The 14,850-nt window shown below is 66.7% G+C and carries 10 protein-coding genes and 2 pseudogenes; 9 read left to right on the top strand and 3 right to left on the bottom strand.

What is annotated here, in order from left to right; all coding sequences use genetic code 11:
* The first annotated feature begins 1 nt into the window (after position 1).
* Positions 2–880 carry a diaminopimelate epimerase gene (gene dapF / locus LXX_RS07925; RefSeq protein WP_011186380.1) on the top strand — a complete coding sequence of 293 codons (879 nt, stop codon included), beginning with the start codon at positions 2–4 and terminating at the stop codon, positions 878–880.
* 44 nt (positions 881–924) lie between these two features.
* On the opposite strand, the gene LXX_RS07920 is transcribed toward dapF, so the two are convergent.
* Positions 925–1,536 (bottom strand): class I SAM-dependent methyltransferase, encoded by a 612-nt coding sequence (locus LXX_RS07920; protein ID WP_011186379.1) that lies wholly within the window; start codon positions 1,534–1,536, stop codon positions 925–927.
* 63 nt (positions 1,537–1,599) lie between these two features.
* Here LXX_RS07920 and hflX point away from each other — a divergent pair, with 63 nt between their 5' ends.
* The 3 genes and pseudogenes from hflX (at position 1,600) to metE (ending at position 7,854) form a co-directional block, all read left to right on the top strand.
* Complete coding sequence (hflX, locus tag LXX_RS07915) at positions 1,600–3,111, top strand: GTPase HflX (protein ID WP_041767619.1); 1,512 nt, start codon at positions 1,600–1,602, stop codon at positions 3,109–3,111.
* A gap of 1,438 nt (positions 3,112–4,549) precedes the next feature.
* A pseudogene (locus LXX_RS07910) lies at positions 4,550–5,506 on the top strand (methylenetetrahydrofolate reductase).
* Positions 5,503–7,854 (top strand): annotated as a pseudogene (gene metE, locus LXX_RS07905) (5-methyltetrahydropteroyltriglutamate--homocysteine S-methyltransferase). The pseudogenes LXX_RS07910 and metE overlap by 4 nt, the downstream one beginning before the upstream one ends.
* 291 nt (positions 7,855–8,145) lie before the next feature.
* Here the strand turns inward: metE and LXX_RS07900 are convergent.
* Positions 8,146–9,450: an MFS transporter gene (locus LXX_RS07900; RefSeq protein WP_081423126.1), complete on the bottom strand. Its 1,305-nt coding sequence runs from the start codon at positions 9,448–9,450 to the stop codon at positions 8,146–8,148.
* A 191-nt stretch (positions 9,451–9,641) separates the two neighbouring features.
* Between LXX_RS07900 and LXX_RS07895 the strand changes: the two genes are divergently transcribed.
* Positions 9,642–10,316, top strand: coding sequence for a FadR/GntR family transcriptional regulator (locus LXX_RS07895; RefSeq protein ID WP_011186376.1), 675 nt, complete (start codon positions 9,642–9,644; stop codon positions 10,314–10,316).
* A 74-nt stretch (positions 10,317–10,390) separates the two neighbouring features.
* On the opposite strand, the gene lexA is transcribed toward LXX_RS07895, so the two are convergent.
* A complete protein-coding gene (gene lexA, locus LXX_RS07890) occupies positions 10,391–11,065 on the bottom strand; it encodes a transcriptional repressor LexA (RefSeq protein ID WP_011186375.1) in 675 nt (224 codons plus the stop codon).
* Between the two features lie 250 nt (positions 11,066–11,315).
* Here lexA and LXX_RS07885 point away from each other — a divergent pair, with 250 nt between their 5' ends.
* The 4 genes from LXX_RS07885 to hisH all read left to right on the top strand — a co-directional run bounded on the left by LXX_RS07885 (position 11,316) and on the right by hisH (position 14,819).
* Complete coding sequence (locus LXX_RS07885; RefSeq protein ID WP_081423125.1) at positions 11,316–11,762, top strand: LysM peptidoglycan-binding domain-containing protein; 447 nt, start codon at positions 11,316–11,318, stop codon at positions 11,760–11,762.
* Between the two features lie 716 nt (positions 11,763–12,478).
* A complete protein-coding gene (locus tag LXX_RS07880; protein ID WP_011186373.1) occupies positions 12,479–13,594 on the top strand; it encodes a histidinol-phosphate transaminase in 1,116 nt (371 codons plus the stop codon).
* Positions 13,591–14,193 (top strand): imidazoleglycerol-phosphate dehydratase HisB, encoded by a 603-nt coding sequence (hisB, locus tag LXX_RS07875; RefSeq protein WP_011186372.1) that lies wholly within the window; start codon positions 13,591–13,593, stop codon positions 14,191–14,193. Before LXX_RS07880 ends, hisB begins: the two co-directional genes overlap by 4 nt.
* Positions 14,190–14,819: an imidazole glycerol phosphate synthase subunit HisH gene (gene hisH, locus LXX_RS07870; protein ID WP_011186371.1), complete on the top strand. Its 630-nt coding sequence runs from the start codon at positions 14,190–14,192 to the stop codon at positions 14,817–14,819. Before hisB ends, hisH begins: the two co-directional genes overlap by 4 nt.
* The last annotated feature ends 31 nt before the right edge of the window (positions 14,820–14,850 follow it).

Raw genomic sequence — 14,850 nt, 5'->3', positions numbered from 1 at the left:
CATGGCGACGCTCCACTTCACCAAGGGTCAGGGGACCGGGAACGACTTCGTTCTGTACGCGGACCCGGATGGCACGTTGCCGCTGTCGGCCGGGCAGATCGCGGAGATCTGCGATCGGCACTTCGGCGTCGGCGCAGACGGTGTGATCCGGGCCGTCCGCTCCAAGCGCCTGCCCGAGGGCGCGGAGGCGCTGGCGGACGACGAGGCGGCCGAGTGGTTCATGGACTACTACAACGCAGACGGTTCGGCGGCCGAGATGTGCGGGAACGGTATCCGGGTGTACGTCCGCTACCTGATCGAGTCGAGGCTGGTGCAGCTCGCGGACGGCGACACGCTTCCGATCGGGACCCGCAGCGGCGTGCGCGATGTGCAGCGCACCCTCAGCGGCTTCCAGGTGGACCTCGGCCGGTGGCGGCTGGCCGGCGGCGAGCCGCTGGTGCGGGCCAAAGAGCTTCCGGTCGCGCGTCTCGGTCTGGGCATCGACCTGGGGAACCCGCACGTCGTCGTCGCTCTGGCCGATGAGTCCGAACTGGAGTCGGCTGATCTCACGTACATCCCGCACCTGGAGCCGGCGCCGCAGGGCGGCGCGAACGTCGAGTTCGTCGTCCCTCACGAGCCGCTGGTGAAAGACGGTGTCGGCCGCATCCGGATGCGTGTCCACGAGCGCGGCAGCGGTGAGACGCTCTCCTGCGGAACGGGGGCCGCGGCCGCAGCGCTCGCGGTGCGCCACTGGGCCGGCGAGAACGCCCCCGGTCAGTGGTGGGTCGATGTGCCCGGCGGCACCGTCGGTGTGCGCATGTTCCCGACCGAGGACGGCGAGCACGTCGCCCTCTCCGGCCCGGCCGAACTCGTCTACACCGGCGCCCTCGAACTCGCCTGATCCTCCCGGGACGGCGTGGTCTCCGGGGACGGCGTGGTGCGGGGTCAGGACGGGCGGCGGGCGCGGAGCACCCGGTACCCCTTGGAGATGGCCGCGCGGGAGGTGGTGAGTTCGGGCAGGGCCCCCTCGATCCAGCGATGCAGGGAGTCGCTGCCGAGGTTGCGCTGCACGACCAGCCAGGCGTTCGATCCGGGTTCGAGGCGGGGGAGCCACCGCTTCAGGATGGTGTGGAGTTCGTTCTTGCCCACTCGGATGGGCGGATTCGACCAGATCGTCGTGAATTCGAGGCCGTCGGGAACACGATCGGGGGTTACGGGGTTAACATTCTTCAGACCGAGCTTCTCTGCGTTCCGGCGCACCACATCCAGGGCTCGGGTGTTGACGTCGACCGCCCAGACGGTCGCATGAGGGGATTCGAGAGCCAGTGTGAGAGCGAGGGGCCCCCATCCGCAACCGAGGTCGAGGAACTGACCGCTGGGCGGGGCAGGGGGGACGTGGTCGAGGAGCACTCGGGTACCCATGTCGATGCGCTCGGGGCTGAAGATCCCGCTGGCCGTGACCAATTCGTACGTCTGGCCCGCCAGGCGCGCCGTGAAAGACCGCAGGTTCGTTTCGCTCTCGGGCGCCGGGGAAAAGTAGTGATCTCCGGAAGCCATAAGAGGACCGTACAGGACGGCAGGCTCCTGGCAAACTAGAGCTGCCCGGAAGAGGGAAGAGCTATGACGGAACGAACGAACATCGAAGAACAGAGCGCCGACGACGTGGTCGCGCGGGTTCTCGCCACCCAGCAGAACCGGGCGCCGGTGACGCTCTTCGGAGCGGGGGCGCAGGCCCTGCAGACCACCGGCACGGACGGTCACCTCGACGACGGCGAGCAGCTCGACCGGGAGGAGCGCGCGGCCCTGCGCCGTGTCTCCGGTCTCTCCACCGAGCTCGAGGACGTGACGGAGGTCGAGTACCGTCAGCTCCGACTGGAGAACGTCGTGCTGATCGGCGTGTACTCTCAGGGGTCTCAGCAGGTCGCGGAGAACTCGCTGCGCGAACTCGCCGCGCTCGCCGAGACGGCCGGCGCTGCGGTGCTGGACGGTCTGCTGCAGCGGCGGCCGCATCCCGACCCGGGAACCTACTTCGGGAGAGGCAAGGCGGAGGAGCTGGCCGGTGTCGTCTCAGCGCTCGGCGCGGACACCGTGATCGCGGACACCGAACTCGCCCCGAGCCAGCGGCGCGCGCTGGAGGACGTGGTGAAGGTGAAGGTGATCGACCGCACGGCCGTCATCCTCGACATCTTCAGCCAGCACGCGAAGAGCTGCGAGGGCAAAGCGCAGGTCGAGCTCGCGCAGCTGGAATACCTGCTGCCGCGTCTGCGCGGCTGGGGCGAGTCGATGTCGCGCCAGGCCGGTGGTCAGGTCGGCGGTGCGGGCGCGGCCATGGGTTCGCGCGGTCCCGGTGAGACGAAGATCGAACTGGATCGCCGCCGCATCCACACCCGGATGGCGAAGCTGCGGAAGCAGATCGCGGGTTTCAAACCGGCGCGCGAAGCGAAGCGGGCGAACCGGAACCGCAACGCGGTCCCATCGGTCGCGATCGCGGGCTACACCAACGCCGGGAAGTCCAGTCTGCTGAACCGGGTGACGAAGGCCGGGGTGCTGGTCGAGAACGCGCTGTTCGCGACGCTGGACGCGACGGTCCGGCGTTCGGTCACCGCAGACGGCCGGCTGTACACACTCGCCGACACCGTCGGTTTCGTCCGGAACCTGCCTCACCAGCTGGTCGAGGCGTTCCGCTCGACGCTCGAGGAGGTCGCCGACTCGGACGTGATCGTGCATGTGGTGGACGGGTCGCACCCCGACCCTGCCTCGCAGCTCGCGACCGTGCGGGATGTGATCGGCGACGTCGGAGCGCGGGACATCCCGGAGATCGTCGTCTTCAACAAGGCGGACCTGATCCCCGAGGACGAGCGGCTGGTGCTGCGCGGCCTGGAACCGGGCGCGATCTTCGCCTCCGCCCGCACGGGCGAGGGCGTGGAGGAGGTGCTCGCGGCGATCGCCCGGTTGCTGCCGGACCCGTCGGTCGAGGTGGAGCTGATCGTGCCCTATGACCGCGGCGACCTCGTCTCGGCGCTGCACGAGCGGGGGCGCGTGCTCTCCACCGAGTACACGGAGGAGGGCGCGCGCGTGCGGGCGCGGATCATGCCGGAGTACCGGGCGGTGTTCGAGCCATTCGCCCCGTGAGCGCACTCATGCCGTGGAGAGGGACTGTCTGATTTTCGGTGTTTCTGGGTCGGCCTGACCGAAAAGGACAGGCCGTGATGCGCACGACCGAGAAGGTGATGGCATCGGCGCCCAGCTGGGCGGCAAGGCGCATGAGCTAATTCTTCAAACGCGAAAGATCCAATTTAATGGAATGTAGATCAAAACCTTCGGGGCTCTTTTCCTTTTTGTCAAGAAACTCTTTTGACAGGTAGGTGAAGGACTCGTCATTATATTTTTCAAGAAAATCCCAGGGCATCCTTTTAATTTGCCCCCAGGTTATAACATAGAGATATGTGGCGTCATAGCCAACGGCGGCAACAGTAGTGTCCGTCGATTATCTCCGACGGGGCTCCCTTGATAGCTTCCCATGGCTCTTTCTTTTGGAACTGAACCATCGCCGAACGTGGGACCTCAAAACCAATCCCAATAGCAGAGAAAAGCCAAATAGACTGCATATGCTCCATTTTATTTGAAGGCGATATGGAGGTTTAAGCGGCAATTTTATGGCGCTTACCGGTAACATCTTCCAAACCATTTTTCCTTCTCCAAGAGGCAGCGTCGGCCATCACGGTTCCGTGTTCCGTGCTCGGATTTTTTGGGTCGTAACCGGTTAGGTCTGAGTACATACTGATCACCTGTTCATCGGTGATCTCGACCCTTCTCCCCCCTCGCGATTCCACAGCAGTGTCTCGTGGGCAGCGCCCGCACAAACACAGTCCGCCAATCGGTCGTTTGCAAATATGTTTGAATCCGACAACTTCTGATGGCCCGCTCTCATTGGAGGAGCTGGGATAGAGGCCGCATAGTCTCTAAATTTAGAATAAATTTCCTTCGAGGGCAGCTTGCCAAGCCTAACAAGCCTAAGAACCATAGAACACACGCTCTTAAATTAAGAATTTTAACTCTTTTCCTGCGAAGATTCCTGTCGGCTCTGGAGTGCCGTCGCAAACCGATGAGTCTCTATCGCTGAAGCGCTCTGACCCTGGTGGAGACTTGCGCTCTTTGATCCCAGCCAGAGGTTCGCGGTCGTCATCATAGGGGGCTGCCGCACAGATGGGTATGGTCAGGTCTGCCCCGGTTTAACCGAAAGGGCAGACGGGAAAGACATCGCTGCGGCCAACGCCCTACCCGAGCGGCTGCCCTTTTGTCGTCCTCAAGACTGTTGACCATCGCAAACCGGCTCTGGGCTCCTGGCAGCCCGGGCGAACCAACGCTGCGCCCCACTGTGTCACTAGATGACGCGGCCGATTCCGTCCGGCCTTCCGCGTTGCTATCGTGCCGTAACAACCGCAGCGGGCGACCGCTGACGCGGTGCGACAGCCGAGCCCGGCACCCGCCCACCCGTTCCGTGAGCCCCGCCGTCCGCGGGCGCCCGTGAGCGGGGTCCGTGACGCTGATCGACCATTCCGAGGATGCCATGAGCCGTACCGACGCCCGGTACTCGTTCGAGCTGTACCCGCCGCGCAACGAGCGCGCCGCCGCCGCGCTGCCCGCGACGATCGACCGGCTCGCCGCCACACGGCCCGATTTCATCTCGGTCACCTACGGCGCGGGCGGTTCCTCCCGCGTCTCGTCGCTCGCGGTGCTGCGCTCCATCCTGGAGCGCACCGATGTCAGCCCGATGGCCCACCTGACCTGCGTCGGATCGTCGCACGCGGAGGCGAACCGGCTGATCCGCGAGTTCCTGGACGCCGGCATCCAGCGGTTCCTGGCGGTGCGGGGAGACCCACCGGCGGACCTGGCGCCCGGCTAGGACGGTCTCGGCGACATCAAGAGCTCTGCGGAGCTGGTGCAGCTCATCCACCGGGTGCAGGCCGAGCGGGTGCCGTACGGCGAACTGGATATGCCGGAGCTGGGCGCGCAGGCTGTGCTCCGGCACCGCGAGCGGGTCCAGATCGCGGTCGCGGCCTTTCCGAACGGGCACCCTGCCTCGCACTCGGCCGCCCAGGACATCGACACCCTTCTCGCCAAGCAGGCGGCGGGGGCGAACCTCGGGATCACGCAGCTCTTCTTCCACGCCGAGGACTATCTCTCGTTCGCCCAGCGGGCGAAGGAGGCCGGGGTGCGCTTCCCGATCCTGCCCGGGATCATGCCTGTCACCTCCCCCTCCCGCCTCCGGCGCATGCTCGAGCTGAGCGGCGAGGATCTGCCGAGCGATCTCGCCATCCAGCTCGAGATCGAGCCCACTGAGGAAGGGCAGCGGGAGATCGGTGTCGCTTGGGCCGCGCGGCTCGCTGAGCGTCTCCTCGCCGGGGGCGCCCCCGGCATCCACCTCTACACGTTCAATCAGCACGCGGCCGTCCTCTCGGTGCTCGAGAGGATCGGACTGCTGCCGGACCACGCCACCATCACGAAGGAGAACGAACCAGTATGACCCCCTCGACCTCCCGCGCTGCCTTCCCGGTCGGCACCATCATCGGCTACCCGCGCATCGGTCGCCGCCGCGAACTCAAGAAGGCCGTCGAGGCGTTCTGGGCGGGCGACACGACCGCGGACGAGCTGGAGCTACCGCGGCTTCGCTGCGCGCCGCCACCCGCGAACGGCTCGCTGCGCTCGGCCTGGGGAGCGACGATGCGGCCATCCCAGAGAGCTTCAGCTACTACGACCAGGTGCTGGACGCTGCCGTGACCGTCAGCGCTCTTCCGTCCCGGTTCGCGGCTCTCGCCGATGCCTCCGGTGCGGTGGATCTGGCCGGCTACTTCGCTATCGCGCGGGGTGAGGCCGAGAACCCGCCGTTGGAGATGACGAAGTGGTTCGACTCCAACTACCACTATCTCGTGCCGGAGATCGGGCCGGAGACGGGCTTCCGGCTCGCCTCCGACCGCATCGTCCGTCACTTCGCAGAGGCGCGTGCCGATGGTTTCCTCACCCGTCCGGTGATCGTCGGTCCGGTGACTTTCCTGCTGCTCAGCAAGCCGAGCGACGAGGCTCCGCAGGGGTTCCGCCCGCTTTCGCGGCTCGCCGACCTGCTGCCGGTCTACCGCGAACTGCTCGCGGGGCTCGCGGCGGCGGGAGCGCCGTGGGTGCAGCTGGACGAACCGGCGCTTGTCTCCGAGAGCATCGAGGAGCCGCGTGCCGACGTGCTCACCGCTCTCGCCCGCGCGTACGCTGATCTCGGGGGTGCGGCGGAGCGCCCGGCGATCTTCGTCGCTGCCCCCTACGGCAGCCTCGACGATGCTCTCCCCGTGCTGGCGGCCTCGCCGGTCGAGGCGCTGTCACTCGACCTCGTGCGCGGCGGCATCCCCTCGGCTCTGGATGCGGCGACCGCGGACGCGCTGAGCGCGAAGACCGTGGGCGGCGACGTCGTCGACGGCCACAACATCTGGCGGGGCGATCTGGAGGGCGCTTTCGGGAAGCTGGCCGAACTGCGGACGCTGAGCCCGCATGTCGCCGTCGCGACCTCGACCTCGCTCCTGCATGTCCCGCACGACGTCGAGGACGAGCCGGAGCTGGACGCCCGGCTGGTGTCGTGGCTGGCCTTCGCCGACCAGAAAGTCACACAGGTCTCCGTGCTCGCGCGCGGCCTCGTCGATGGCCGTGAGGCGATCCGGGCGGAGCTGGCCGACGCCACGGCGGCGCTCGCCGACCGTGCGGGTGCGCCGGGTGTGCGGGTTCCGGAGGTGCGCGACCGCGAGGCCGCGCTGACCGTCGCCGACTTCTCGCGCGGCGACTACGAGACCCGGCTCGAAGCCCAGGATGCGGCCCTGCGGCTTCCCTTCCTGCCGACCACCACGATCGGGTCTTTCCCTCAGACGGCCGACATCCGCCGCTCCCGCGCCCAGCTGGCGAAGGGGCTTCTCGTCGAGGAGGAGTACCGGGCCCGGATGCGGGCCGAGATCAAACGCGTCGTCGACCTCCAGGAGGAGATCGGGATCGACGTCATCGTTCACGGCGAGCCGGCGCGCAACGACATGATGCAGTACTTCGCGGAGAACCTCGACGGTTTCGCGGTGACCCAGAACGGCTGGGTGCAATCGTACGGATCGCGCTGTACCCGCCCGTCCATCCTGTGGGGCGATGTCTCGCGGCCCAAGCCGATCACGGTGGAATGGTCGGCGTTCGCGCAGAGTCTGACCTCGAAGCCGGTCAAGGGGATGCTGACCGGCCCGGTCACCATCCTCGCCTGGTCGTTCGTGCGCGACGACCAGCCGCTCGGTGAGACCGCCCGCCAGGTGGCGCTCGCCCTGCGCGATGAGATCGCGGACCTGGAGGCGGCGGGCATCCGCGTCGTCCAGGTGGACGAGCCAGCTCTGCGCGAGCTGCTGCCGCTGAAGCGCGCGGCCCAGGACGAGTACCTGTCGTGGTCGGTCGGCTCCTTCCGGCTCGCGACGGCGGGCGTCCAGGAGGAGACCCAGATCCACACGCACCTCTGCTATTCGGAGTTCGGCGTGGTCATCGACGCGATCCGCAACCTGGATGCGGATGTGACGAGTATCGAGGCCGCCCGCAGCCGCATGGAGGTCGTCCACGACCTCCATGCGCTCCGGGTTCGAGCACGGCATCGGGCCCGGCGTGTACGACATCCACTCGCCGCGTGTGCCGTCGGTCCCTGAGGTGACCGAACTGCTCGAGACCGCGCTGAGCGCGATCCCCGGCCGTCAGCTGTGGGTCAACCCGGACTGCGGGCTGAAGACGCGCGGCTATGACGAGACGATCTCTTCGCTGAGGAACATGCTTGCGGCGACGAGGGAGGTCCGGGAGCGGGTCGGCGTCGAGGTCTGAGGTCTCCGGCTCGCACCGGTCTGGTCGCCGTTCGCACCGAGCGGGTCGCGGTGAGGTATAAAACTATGGCAGGTTGTTGACAGTTGGGTCTTCCATTTGGGAGGAAGGCTCAACGTCAGATCGGTCGCTCGAGCGGCGGCCGAAGCACAAGCTGGCGGTGCTTCGGCACGTCGAGGAAGTCGCCGGTGCGAGTCGAGAGCTGAGTCAGTACATTCGAATGCGCCGATCCGGAGGTGTCGAGGTGGGTGCCCCGGCGTTCTTTCGGGCAGCGCAACTCTGATATGCGGTCGCCTATGCGTTCGCTTCCCAGGTCTTGAGTTCGTCGGGTACAGGCGCGTCCTGGACGTTGAGGTGGTTCCGGCCTTCCTTGATGAAGACGCTCATCACCGCACCGACAGAGACGACGCTGGCCAAGGGGATGAAGATGGCGGCGATCCCGTCGCGGTCGGCGAGAATGCCCAGTAAGGGAGTGACGAAGCCGCCCAGCGTCATCGACAGTCCCAGGGTCACGCCGCTCGCGGTGCCCAGATGCCGCGGCAGGAACGAGTGCGACAGCGTGACGTGAACGGCGAAAGGCAGGGACAGCGCCCAGCCAGCGACTCCTGCAGCGATCAAGAGTTCTGTCGTGTTCGGGGCGAACCCGATCGCCAGCGTCGCGAGCCCCGATAGAGCGTATCCGCTGATCATCACCGCACGGCGTCCGAAGCGATCGGCGATGAAACCGCCCATGAGCGTTCCGAGCGCGGCGGCGAGGGAATATATCGTGAAGGCACTGGTTCCCAGCGCGTCGCTACCGTGGAAAGCCTGCGTGACGTCAAGGGCGATGAACGAGCGGATACCGAGTGCCGTGATCGACCACAGGCAGATGATCGCGAGCAGCCAGACGAATCTTCCCCACTGGTCAGCAGGAACTGCCGCAGTCGCAGAAGCTGAGCGCCTTCTGCTCGTCGGGGCGGCTCCGTTGCGCGTTGCCCGCATGGCAGCCACATAGATAACAGCAACGACGGCCGTCGGGATCAGAAGCAGAGGGGTGGCCACCAGGCCGAACAGCCCCACAGTGAGCCCGACGCAGATCGGAGCGATGGCCGCACCGAGGTTGCCCGCGACGGAGAAGAGGCTCATCGCCTTGTCGCTGCCGCCACCCGTCATCTTCGCGTCCACTGTGGCCGGCGGGTGGTAGGCGGCGACACCGATCCCGGAGATTGCCACCACGATCCAGGTGAGCCAGTAGTTTGCCGACGTCAGACCAGCGACCGCGATCCCTAGCGCCGCGACGCTCATCCCGATGATCGTCAGCGGGCGCAGGGGCAACTTGTCGGTCAGATAGCCGAACAGCGGCTGCGCCACGCTGGACAATGACGTCGCTGCGAGCGCCAGCCCGGCCACCGCCGTGTACGTGTAGTTCTGTTCCGAGACGAAGTACGGCAGAAGTGCCGCGGCCGCGCCACTCTGGAAATCGTTCATCACATGGGTGGCGGACAGTGCCCAGAACCTCGCCCGCGAGGGAGCCAACGGGGTCATGGGTCCTGCCGTGCGGCCGCGTTTCCTCTGCGGGCTCGGCACGGTCGGATTCGTTGCTGTTTTTGTCGTTGTCATAGATCGCTCTTACTATCGGGGGCGGGCGCAGAGAGGGAGGGCGGCGCCCTTCCAGTACCGGGGACAACGATAGCCTACTCATCAGACAAGTAGATGTGTCAAGCCGATTTATCTCGATAATCACTAGGTTTTCTGGTCAGGCTTGGATATCGGCGATATGGTGGGGTCGGTAAGAATTTGAGGGAGAGACGATGGCAATCGAGGTACAGCGTCGCTCCGTGGTGCAAGAAGCAGGCGACGTGCTCATGCGGCGGATACAGGAGGGCGAGTGGGGCCTTGGGCACAAGATCCCGAGCGAGTCCATGCTCGCTGCGCAACTCAATGTCGGTCGCTCGACCGTTCGCGAAGCAGTCCGGCAGCTCGCAGGAAAGGGCATGCTGGAGTCGCGTCAGGGCGCCGGAGTGTTCGTCATCTCCACCGAGCCGCCGGAGAACTGGGAAACCTTATTCCAGACCTCGCCTCTCGGGGCCATCCTTGAAATCCGCATGGCGATCGAAACGGAAGCAGCGCGGCTTGCGGCGCTGCACCGAACGCCAGCGGAGCTTCGCGCCATGCGACGAGCGCTCGATTCGCGTCAGGGCTCCTCTTCTGTCGAGGAGCAGGTCGATGACGACACTTGCTTCCACCGCAGCATCGTGCTCGCCGCGCATAACCGGCTGCTGCTCGAAATCTTCGATGACTTCACTCCACGAGTGCGTGCAGCAATGATCGCGCTCGCACGTGCTTCCCCGGCGATGCGCCCCGAAGACGATCGCGATGTGCATGCCTCCCTGGTGGAGGCTGTCTCGGCTCGCGATGCTGACTCAGCGGCCGCCCTCAGCCGAGCCCACCTGACCGCATTGTCTCGGCTGCCAACGCTGGCGTAAGAATGACCCCGTAGCGTTGAGGCGGATTCGGTGAGCGTCGCAACGTTTGACGCTAGACGTTGCGATGCGGGCCCTCAGACGGCCCGGAGAACGGCGACGACCTTGCCCAGGATCTGTGAGAAGTCGCCCAGGATCGGCTCGAAGTTTGAATTCCTCGGCAGCAGCCAAGTGTGGCCGTCGCGCTGCCGGAAGACCTTGACCGTCGCTTCCTCATCCAGCATCGCAGCGACGATGTCGCCGTTCTCCGCGGTGTTCTGCGCGCGGACGACCACCCAGTCGCCGTCGCAGATGGCCGCGTCGATCATGGACTCTCCGACGACCTTCAGCATGAACAGCTCGCCATTGCCGACCAGCTGACGGGGGAGCGGGAAGACCTCTTCCACTTGCTGTTCGGCCGTGATCGGCACGCCCGCGGCGATGCGGCCGACGAGCGGGACCATCGCAGCGTCGCCGACCGGGGTCTGGCTCTCGAAATCCGGCGCGGCGGCGCTCGGCAGGTCGATGAGGATCTCCAGCGCCCGCGGGCGGTTCGGGTCGCGGCGCAGATAGCCGCTGAGCTCCAGCTGGTTGAGCTGGTGCGTCACCGAGGAGAGCGAGGAGAGGCCGACCGCGTCGCCGATCTCGCGCATGCTCGGAGGGTAGCCGCGCTGGCTGACCGAACGCTGGATGACGTCGAGGATCGCGAGCTGTTTCTCGCTCAGATTCTTGCGCCGGCGGGTGCCCCGTGGAGTCTGATTCTCGTTCGACACGCTCGTCCCTTCGTGACCCCCGCCGCACTCGGCGGACCCGAATGTCGGTGGTGCCTGGTTGTGTGGTCTCCAGACACTCGAAACTGTATCCTCCCGGCGGCGGTCGAACAAACATGTGTTCGATTGTGTCGCGAAATGCGCTCTGAATCTCGTGACTCATCAGGTCTTGCGGTTTCGCACATTCGAAGATAAATTCGGAACATAGATTCGAATCGGGTGGTTCCGGAAGGGAAATAGGGAGGTCGGCGCCATGAGCAGCACAGCGGTCATTGGTCGTGCGGACATCGGTCGTGCGGCCGGGAGGTCTGCGATCGCGGCGAGGTCCCGTGCTGGCGTTCTGCGCGCAGCGGGCGTTTCGGGTTCTTCGGGGGTTCCGGCTGGGGCGCGGGTCCGCCTGCGGCTGACCCGTCGCGGACGCGCGGCGCTGACATTCCTGGCCGCCCTGCCGATCGTCGTCGGAGCGTTCGTGTTCGCCTTGAACGGCGGGGGCGCGGTCGCCTCGGGTGAGCACGCCGCCGTGGCTTTCCAGCATGTCACGGTTCAGTCGGGCGAGTCGCTGTGGTCGATCGCGGAGCGCCTCGCGCCGAGCGCCGACCCGCGAGATGTGATCGCGGAACTGGTCACACTCAACGGGCTCGACTCGGCCGTGGTGACCCCGGGGCAGGAATTGGCGATCCCGGCGCAGTACGCGAAGTAGGCTCCGAGGTCTCCTCGCACCCGCGGGGTCCGCCCGGGCGGTCTGGACTGAACCCGAAAAATTGCACACGGATGTTCGTGGAGATGATCACCGGGTTTCCTGTGCTTGCAGTGACGTTCGAGGGGGCCGAGCGTCGGACTCAGGTAGACGTTCCCCCTTGAAGCTGTTCGAGCGAGGATGTTAACAGAGGTGGACACGGAGGGGTCGGATCCCCAGCGCGAATGCCGACGGATGAGAGGGATCGATTGGGTCGGCCTTTGCGGATCCTTGGCAGGAATCGGCGCAGTCAGTGTCACCGCGCGAGAAGCTGAGGCGTTCCGGGCGTTTGGCTTGCGTCGGAGGTCTGTTGTCGAGCGGAACAAAGAGTTGCGGGACGTGTGTCTGCGTTGGCTTCACGAGGAGATCGAGAGCAGAGTTTCGCGCTCTCCAGCAACCAGTGCGCGTCTGAGCGCTTCTGTAGGGCATGTCGGTGCTGCCGGGTCTATACCCCAATCGTCAACCGAACACGGGGCAGACCCCTTCACCCTTGCGGGCGTACATTTGCCTCACCCGTCGCACGATGACGGTCCTGCCACCGTGGCGGCACCGTCCGACCGGGGCTTCATGGCCACGGTGCGCTTCCGTGGTCGCCAGTTACGGGACGGGAATCGTGAATGCAAGCAGTGCAGCGCGTCACACGGCGCGATCGCGCCCCTGGCGCTGGCTAGCATGGGAAGGTGACCTCTCTTTCCGATCTCCCCCTCCGCGATGACCTGCGGGGGCGCGTTCCGTACGGGGCGCCGCAGAAGGCGGTCCCGATCGCGTTGAACGTGAACGAGAACACGCATCCGGTGCCGGAGGGCGTCGCGGCGGAGATCGTCGCCCGGGTCTCTGCCGCGATCGGCGGGGTGAACCGGTATCCCGATCGAGAGTTCACGGAGCTGAGGGAGGCGTTCGCGCGCTACCTCGGGCACGGTCTCACGGCCGGGAACGTCTGGGCGGCGAATGGGTCGAATGAGGTGTTGCAGCACATCTTCCAGGCGTTCGGCGGTCCGGGGCGCAGCCTGCTTGGGTTCGCGCCGACCTACTCGATGTACCCGCTGCTGGCGGCGGGTACAGGCACGGAGTGGGTCGTGGGAGTGCGGGACGCCGGGTTCGAGCTGTCGCCGGAGACGGCGGCGGCGCAGATCCGGCGGGTGGACCCGGACATCGTTGTCCTGTGCTCGCCGAACAACCCGACGGGAACACCGCTCTCGCTTGAGACCGTCGCGGCGGCCTACGAAGCGTCCCGCGGGATCGTGGTGGTGGACGAAGCGTACACGGAGTTCCTTCCGGATGGCGAGGAGTCCGTGCTCACACTGCTGGAAGGGCGACCGCGGCTGCTGGTATCGCGGACGATGAGCAAGGCGTTCGCTTTCGCGGGTGCGCGCGTCGGCTACCTCGCCGCCGACCCGGCTGTGACGGACGCGCTGCGGCTCGTCCGGCTGCCATACCACCTGTCCGCGATCACCCAGGCGGCGGCGCTCGGCGCGCTCGCGCACTCGGATGAGATGCTGGCGATGGTCGGCGAGATCCGGGAACAGCGCGATCGGCTGGTCGCGGAGCTCGCGCGTCTCGGCTACGCGCCGCACCGGAGCGGCAGCAACTTCGTGCTGTTCGGGAACGTCGCCGACCCGGAGGCCACCTTCGAGGCGCTACTGGAGCGCGGCATCCTGATCCGGGATGTCGGCATCCCGAACCACCTGCGCGTCACCGCGGGCACGGAGGCGGAGACCACCGCCTTCCTGGAGGCGTTCGCGGCGCTTGGCCGGCCGGAACCGCTGGCCGCCGTCCCGGTAGGCTCGCAGCCATGACAAATCGGACGGCGTCCCTGCGGCGCGAGACCAGCGAGTCGGGCATCGAGCTGAGCCTCGACCTGGACGGGACGGGAGCGTCCGAGATCCACACCTCCGTGCCGTTCTACGACCATCTGCTCACGGCGTTCGCGAAGCATTCGCTGACGGACCTGCGCGTGCGGGCGAGCGGTGACACCGAGATCGACGTCCACCACACGGTCGAGGATGTCGGGATCGTGCTCGGGCAGGCGATCAGGCAGGCGCTCGGCGACAAAGCCGGTCTCTCACGCTACGGGGATGCGCTGGTTCCGCTGGACGAGGCGCTCGTCCAGGCGGTGGTCGACCTGTCGGGCCGCCCCTACCTCGTGCATGCGGGGGAGCCGTCCGGGTTCGAGTTCCACCTGATCGGAGGGCACTTCACCGGATCGATGGTGCGCCACGTCTTCGAAGCGATCTCGTTCAACGCGGCGATCACCACGCACGTCACTGTGGTGGGCGGGCGCGACCCGCACCACATCGCGGAGGCGGAGTTCAAGGCGTTCGCGCGCGCGTTCCGGCAGGCGAAGGCGTACGACCCGCTGGTCTCCGGCATCCCGTCGACGAAGGGCGCCCTGTGAGCCGTCCCGTCGTCGTCTTCGAGTACGGCTCGGGCAACGTCCACTCGGCGGTCAAGGCGCTGGAAGCGGCCGGGGCGGATGTCGAACTCACCCGCGACCGGCGGCGCGCGCAGGAGGCCGATGGTCTGGTTGTGCCGGGTGTCGGCGCATTCGCCGCGGTGGTCGATCGGCTTCGGGCCGCCCACGGCGACGAGATCATCGAGCGGCGGCTGGCGGGCGGGCGTCCGGTGCTCGGGATCTGTGTCGGGATGCAGGTGATGTTCGAGCGCGGAACGGAGCACGGACAGGAGACCGCAGGGCTAGGCGAGTGGCCGGGCGCTGTCGAGCCCCTGTGCGCCGGGGTCGTGCCCCACGTGGGCTGGAACGCAGTGGAGGCCCCGGCGGACTCGGTGCTGTTCGACGGTGTCTGGGACGAGCGATTCTACTTCGTCCACTCCTACGCCGCGCAGCACTGGACGCTGGAGGCGACCGGTCCGTTCCCGAAGCCGCGCGTCAGCTGGGCCGAGCACGGTTCGCGGTTCGTCGCCGCGGTGGAGAACGGTCCGCTGAGCGCGACGCAGTTCCACCCAGAGAAGTCGGGCAGCGCCGGTCTCCGGCTGCTGGCCAACTGGATCGGGTCGCTGTAGCGGCCGACCCCTGTCCGCACGGTGCGGACCC

This window comes from Leifsonia xyli subsp. xyli str. CTCB07 (assembly GCF_000007665.1).
Taxonomy (GTDB): domain Bacteria; phylum Actinomycetota; class Actinomycetes; order Actinomycetales; family Microbacteriaceae; genus Leifsonia; species Leifsonia xyli_C.
Note: the sequence above shows the minus strand (reverse complement) of the source record. Positions and strands in the feature narration are given on the sequence as shown.

What these genes read in the sequence shown, in the direction of transcription:
- LXX_RS07920 (WP_011186379.1), bottom strand. Translation starts at nt 1,536, where the DNA reads ATGGCTTCCGGAGATCACTACTTTTCCCCGGCGCCCGAGAGCGAAACG.
- LXX_RS07900 (WP_081423126.1), bottom strand. Translation starts at nt 9,450, where the DNA reads ATGACAACGACAAAAACAGCAACGAATCCGACCGTGCCGAGCCCGCAG.
- LXX_RS07895 (WP_011186376.1), top strand. Translation starts at nt 9,642, where the DNA reads ATGGCAATCGAGGTACAGCGTCGCTCCGTGGTGCAAGAAGCAGGCGAC.
- hisB (WP_011186372.1), top strand. Translation starts at nt 13,591, where the DNA reads ATGACAAATCGGACGGCGTCCCTGCGGCGCGAGACCAGCGAGTCGGGC.
- hflX (WP_041767619.1), top strand. Translation starts at nt 1,600, where the DNA reads ATGACGGAACGAACGAACATCGAAGAACAGAGCGCCGACGACGTGGTC.
- LXX_RS07885 (WP_081423125.1), top strand. Translation starts at nt 11,316, where the DNA reads ATGAGCAGCACAGCGGTCATTGGTCGTGCGGACATCGGTCGTGCGGCC.
- dapF (WP_011186380.1), top strand. Translation starts at nt 2, where the DNA reads ATGGCGACGCTCCACTTCACCAAGGGTCAGGGGACCGGGAACGACTTC.